The organism is Streptomyces sp. NPDC102467, assembly GCF_044765445.1.
Taxonomy (GTDB): Bacteria; Actinomycetota; Actinomycetes; order Streptomycetales; family Streptomycetaceae; genus Streptomyces.
Genome location: NZ_JBIWKA010000061.1, coordinates 1 through 3,973, shown reverse-complemented (window position 1 = coordinate 3,973; position 3,973 = coordinate 1). Strand labels below are relative to the sequence as shown.

Here is a 3,973-nt window from a genome sequence, read left to right as displayed (position 1 = left end):
CCTTCGGCTACCTCACTCCCGCCGAGACAAGGCAGCGGCATCAACACACCCTCGCGGCATAACGATCACGTGTCCGAGATCACGGGGAAACTCCATAGTGAGCAGAGCGCTCGTGAAGCTGCTGGTCACGGCCTGGTGGTTGTGGAATTCGAGATGCCCACACTGAGCCTTTCCAACCTCATGCTGACGAGTGGTGAAGAACGAGGACGGCCTTCACGACGTCGGTGATTCGGTTGGTGCTGCAGCGGAGCTTTCGCAGGAGGCGCCAGCTCTTGAGGGTGGCCATGGCCTGCTCGCCGAGGCAGCGGATCTTGGCGTGGGTGGTGTTGTGGCGGCGCTTCCATCTCTTGAGACGGCGCCCTCGAAACGGTACCCGGACGGGTCCGCCGGCGCCTTGGTACGCCTTGTCCGCCCAGCACTTGAGGCCCGCCTCGGCGAGCGCGTCGATGATCCCGTGCTGTCGCGCGGCGGTCAGGTCGTGGGTCGAGCCGGGCAGAGCCGGCGAGGCCCAGAGCAGTCGTCCGAACGGGTCGGTAAGGACCTGGACGTTCATGCCGTGGCGTTTATGTTTCCCGGAGTAGTACGGGGTGTCGGCGGCGATGCGGTCGACCGGCAGGAGGGTGCCGTCGAGGATGACGAACGCCTTCGTCCGGATCGTTCTCATCGCTTCGGCCAGGGACGGGGCGAGGGCGGCCAGGGCGTCGACGGCTTCACGTATGTAGCGGTAGACGGTGGCGATCCCGATGCCGAATCCGGCGGCGAGCTGGGCATAGGTGTCACCGCACCGCAGGTGGGCCAGGGCGAGCAGAGCCTGACGTGCGGCGGAGAGGCGCCGCCATCGCGTCCCGATCTCCTGCCGCCTGGCTGTGAGTTGTCCGGTCAGGAACCACAGGGTGCGGCTGGACAGGTCGATCGAGGACGGGTAGACAAGCACGCGAAGCTCCTGGCGGACACGGGTGATCTTGGTCGAGAACCCGTCTACCAGGAGCTTCGCCGTTGCGCAGGACCGTCCAACTCGCGGTCAGCAACACCAGCTTGGAAAACCCTCATTGCGAAGGGAGCGGGTTGTGGAGGTAGTAGCGCGTCACCCCTGGCTTGGTGAGGTGCGACGCTATGGCGAGGCCCAGCTGCTTGCCGCGATCGACATCGATCCTGCGGTTCGGCCGGCCAGGTTGAACGGCGAGACCGATGCCGAAGTACTGATCGCGGTCGCTCCAGCCCTGCGCGGTTCCGCACTCGACGCTGTGCTGGCACAAGCCGCGGCAGGCATCCAGGCCGCTCTCGCCAACCTGGACTCGATCAAGTCATTCGCTCTCGAGTATGCACCGGGCGACCTGCACTACGACTACCCGGAGGTCGCGGAGACGCCGTTGGAGGAACGCTTGTTCCTCGAAGGCTTCAGGGTGACTTCATCCGCCGAGACGGAGGTCAGCTTCGATTTCGGCGACTCGGACACCCTCGTGGTCCAGCTTGACGCGCGTGGTTACAGCCGGGGCGTATATGTCGAGCGATGACCTATTGGGGGACAACATGAGGTGCAGCCCGGTCTCCGTGACGCTCAATCATTCAAGCGGACTGCTCTCCCGCTGCCGCCCACCGCTGTCTCATCACAATAACGATCAAAGCAGGCGCAGAGAGCAAATGATCACCGCATCCCGTGGCTCGAGCACATCGTCCTCGACGCAACAGCCCACTTCAGCGGGCCGACGGGCGAAGCGACTCAAGATATTCCAGCAGCAGGTCGGCCACGAGTGCGACAGCTCCCTGGCCATCTACACGCACGTCAGCGACGACTTCATGAACACTTCCCTGCACACGGCACTGGCCCCGGCATTCACCGGAGCCTGACGAAGAGGGATCCGGCGATGGCCGCCAAGCTCGACTACCACTGGCACCTGCGCAAAGTCATGGCCGACCGCGGGATGTTCTCCACCACCGACCTCCTCCCACCGCTCGCCGAACGCGGCATCAGCCTGTCGTCGAGCCAGGTCTACCGGCTCGTCGTCGAGCGACCGGAGCGACTGAGCCTGAAGATCCTTATGGCCCTGCTCGACATCCTTGACTGCACCATGGACGACCTCATCGAGCCCATCGCGGCGGCCGGCGCCGTGAAGAAGCCGAAGAAGGCAGCCGCCAGCGCCTCGGCACCCTACGTGGAGGGACTCGGCGGGCTGCGGCCAAAGCGGGCCCGGATCAGGGGTGTTGACCGCTCATGACCACAGCTGACCAGCTCGATCGCGCCGTCGCCGATCCGATTGGCCTGATCACAGACCTCGTCGCCCACGTCGAGAACGATCTCGACAGTGAGGCCATCCGGGCCGTGGTCGCCACGGTCGCGGGCGGCCGCGCGAAGTCACGGAACTTGGCCAAGGCTCTGGCGATACGGCCCGCCGTCCTGACCGACGGCCGGTCCCCGGCGCCCCGGGCCGTCGGTGATCTGCTCATCGAGCTCCGCAAGGCCGGCGCGTCGGCGACCTCACCGCCGGTCTGCGCCGAGTGCGGCAAGAAGCTGCGAACCCTCCAGCGCAAGGGCCAGGACTGGTACTGCGGAGTCTGCGGTCAGGAAACCGCCGAGTGCTCCGCCTGCGGCAACGTCCGACGCGTCGGCTTCCGGGACCGCAAGGGCCTGCCCCGCTGTTCGATGTGTCCCGACCACGACGACCGTGATCCCGCCATGGTCGTCCACGGACTGATCACCGCGATCGCCCCGGGCGCCGACCGTGATGCGGTCGCCGAGGCCCTCCGCCGGACGGCACCCCACCGTCCCCACTATCGCCAGCGAGTGGTCTGGGCCCTGGAGGACGACCCGCGCTTGCTGACCGGGGAGGGCTATCTTGCGCCGCATCGCGCCATCTTGAAGTTCTCGACCTGCTGCACGAGGCGGATGTCGCCGGGATCGTCCGGCCCGCCTGCCCCCGCTGCCGCCGGGTGGTCCGCATCGACAAGCCGCTCGACGGGCAGCGGGTCTGCCGCAACTGCATCGCCAAGTCCCGCTTCGAAGAATGCGTACGCTGCGGAGCCCGGCGCGAGCCGGCCACCCGCGACGACCAGGGGCGACCGCTGTGTCCTCACTGCCTGATCACCGACCCGGCGAACCTGGAGATCTGCATCGTCTGCGGCGAGTCACGCATGGTCAACTCCCGCACCGCAGACAGGCCGATCTGCCCGATCTGCCGCCCCTTGCCCGTACTGCTCTGCTCGATCTGCGGCCGCACCGCACCCTGCACGCTCTCGATACTGACCGGCCTGCCCCGCTGCGGCGGCTGCGATCGACGCCAAGCTCACTGCACCATCTGCGGACGAATGCGTGGCATCCACTCCGGCACTGCCGACGCCCCGTCTGCGGGCCCTGCACCACGCCGGACGCTGAACTCTGGCGTCCCTGTCCGACCTGCGGACAAGCCGAGCGGTTACACGCGCCGGGTCCGTGCCCCCGCTGCACACTCAAGCAACGGCTCCACGAGATCCTCAGCTACGGCACCGGGTCGATATCCCCGAAGCTGCAGCCCCTCCACGACGCCCTGGCCAGCACTGAACGAGCTGGCACCGCGATGCGCTGGCTCTCCAAGGGCATCGTCTCCACCGTCCTGCCCGATCTTGGCTCCGGCCGTCGTCCCCTCACCCACGAGGCCCTGGACGAACTCCCTGAAGGCAAGGTCGTCGAGCACATCCGCAGTGTTCTCGTCGCCACCGACGTCCTGCCCAAGCGGGACGAGCAGATGGTCCGTCTCGAACGGCACGTGAAGACCCTCGTCGCCTCCCATGCGACGGCCGAGGGACGGAAAATCCTGCACCGGTACGCGACTTGGCACCTCCTTCGCCGGCTTCGCCGACGAAGCCGCGGCAAAGAGGTCACGCACTACCAGCTCGCGGTCGCGCGGCAACATCTGCGGGCGGCCGTCTGCCTTCTGGACTGGCTCGAGGACGAGAACCTCAGCCTTGCCACCTGCCGTCAGGCCGACCTTGAACGCTG

General features: G+C 66.9%; 6 protein-coding genes and 1 pseudogene. 5 read left to right on the top strand and 2 right to left on the bottom strand.

Annotation, left to right across the window (positions count from 1 at the left end; all coding sequences use genetic code 11):
* Positions 1-178: 178 nt before the first annotated feature.
* Positions 179-934: a transposase family protein gene (locus ACIREE_RS42590; RefSeq protein WP_404164969.1), complete on the bottom strand. Its 756-nt coding sequence runs from the start codon at positions 932-934 to the stop codon at positions 179-181.
* A 133-nt stretch (positions 935-1,067) separates the two neighbouring features.
* Here ACIREE_RS42590 and ACIREE_RS42585 point away from each other — a divergent pair, with 133 nt between their 5' ends.
* From ACIREE_RS42585 to ACIREE_RS42570, 4 genes are all read left to right on the top strand, one after another.
* The gene (locus ACIREE_RS42585) at positions 1,068-1,514 is read left to right on the top strand and encodes a hypothetical protein (RefSeq protein WP_404164967.1); all 447 of its coding nucleotides are present in this window, start codon (positions 1,068-1,070) and stop codon (positions 1,512-1,514) included.
* 127 nt (positions 1,515-1,641) lie between these two features.
* Positions 1,642-1,848 (top strand): hypothetical protein, encoded by a 207-nt coding sequence (locus ACIREE_RS42580; RefSeq protein ID WP_404164966.1) that lies wholly within the window; start codon positions 1,642-1,644, stop codon positions 1,846-1,848.
* 17 nt (positions 1,849-1,865) lie between these two features.
* The gene (locus tag ACIREE_RS42575; RefSeq protein WP_404164964.1) at positions 1,866-2,216 is read left to right on the top strand and encodes a helix-turn-helix domain-containing protein; all 351 of its coding nucleotides are present in this window, start codon (positions 1,866-1,868) and stop codon (positions 2,214-2,216) included.
* Positions 2,213-3,079: a hypothetical protein gene (locus ACIREE_RS42570; RefSeq protein ID WP_404164962.1), complete on the top strand. Its 867-nt coding sequence runs from the start codon at positions 2,213-2,215 to the stop codon at positions 3,077-3,079. The genes ACIREE_RS42575 and ACIREE_RS42570 overlap by 4 nt, the downstream gene beginning before the upstream one ends.
* Here the strand turns inward: ACIREE_RS42570 and ACIREE_RS42565 are convergent.
* Positions 3,069-3,227: a hypothetical protein gene (locus ACIREE_RS42565; RefSeq protein WP_404164960.1), complete on the bottom strand. Its 159-nt coding sequence runs from the start codon at positions 3,225-3,227 to the stop codon at positions 3,069-3,071. The genes ACIREE_RS42570 and ACIREE_RS42565 overlap by 11 nt on opposite strands.
* Positions 3,228-3,551: 324 nt before the next feature.
* Here ACIREE_RS42565 and ACIREE_RS42560 point away from each other — a divergent pair.
* Positions 3,552-3,973: pseudogene (locus ACIREE_RS42560) on the top strand (site-specific integrase); the annotation flags it as partial.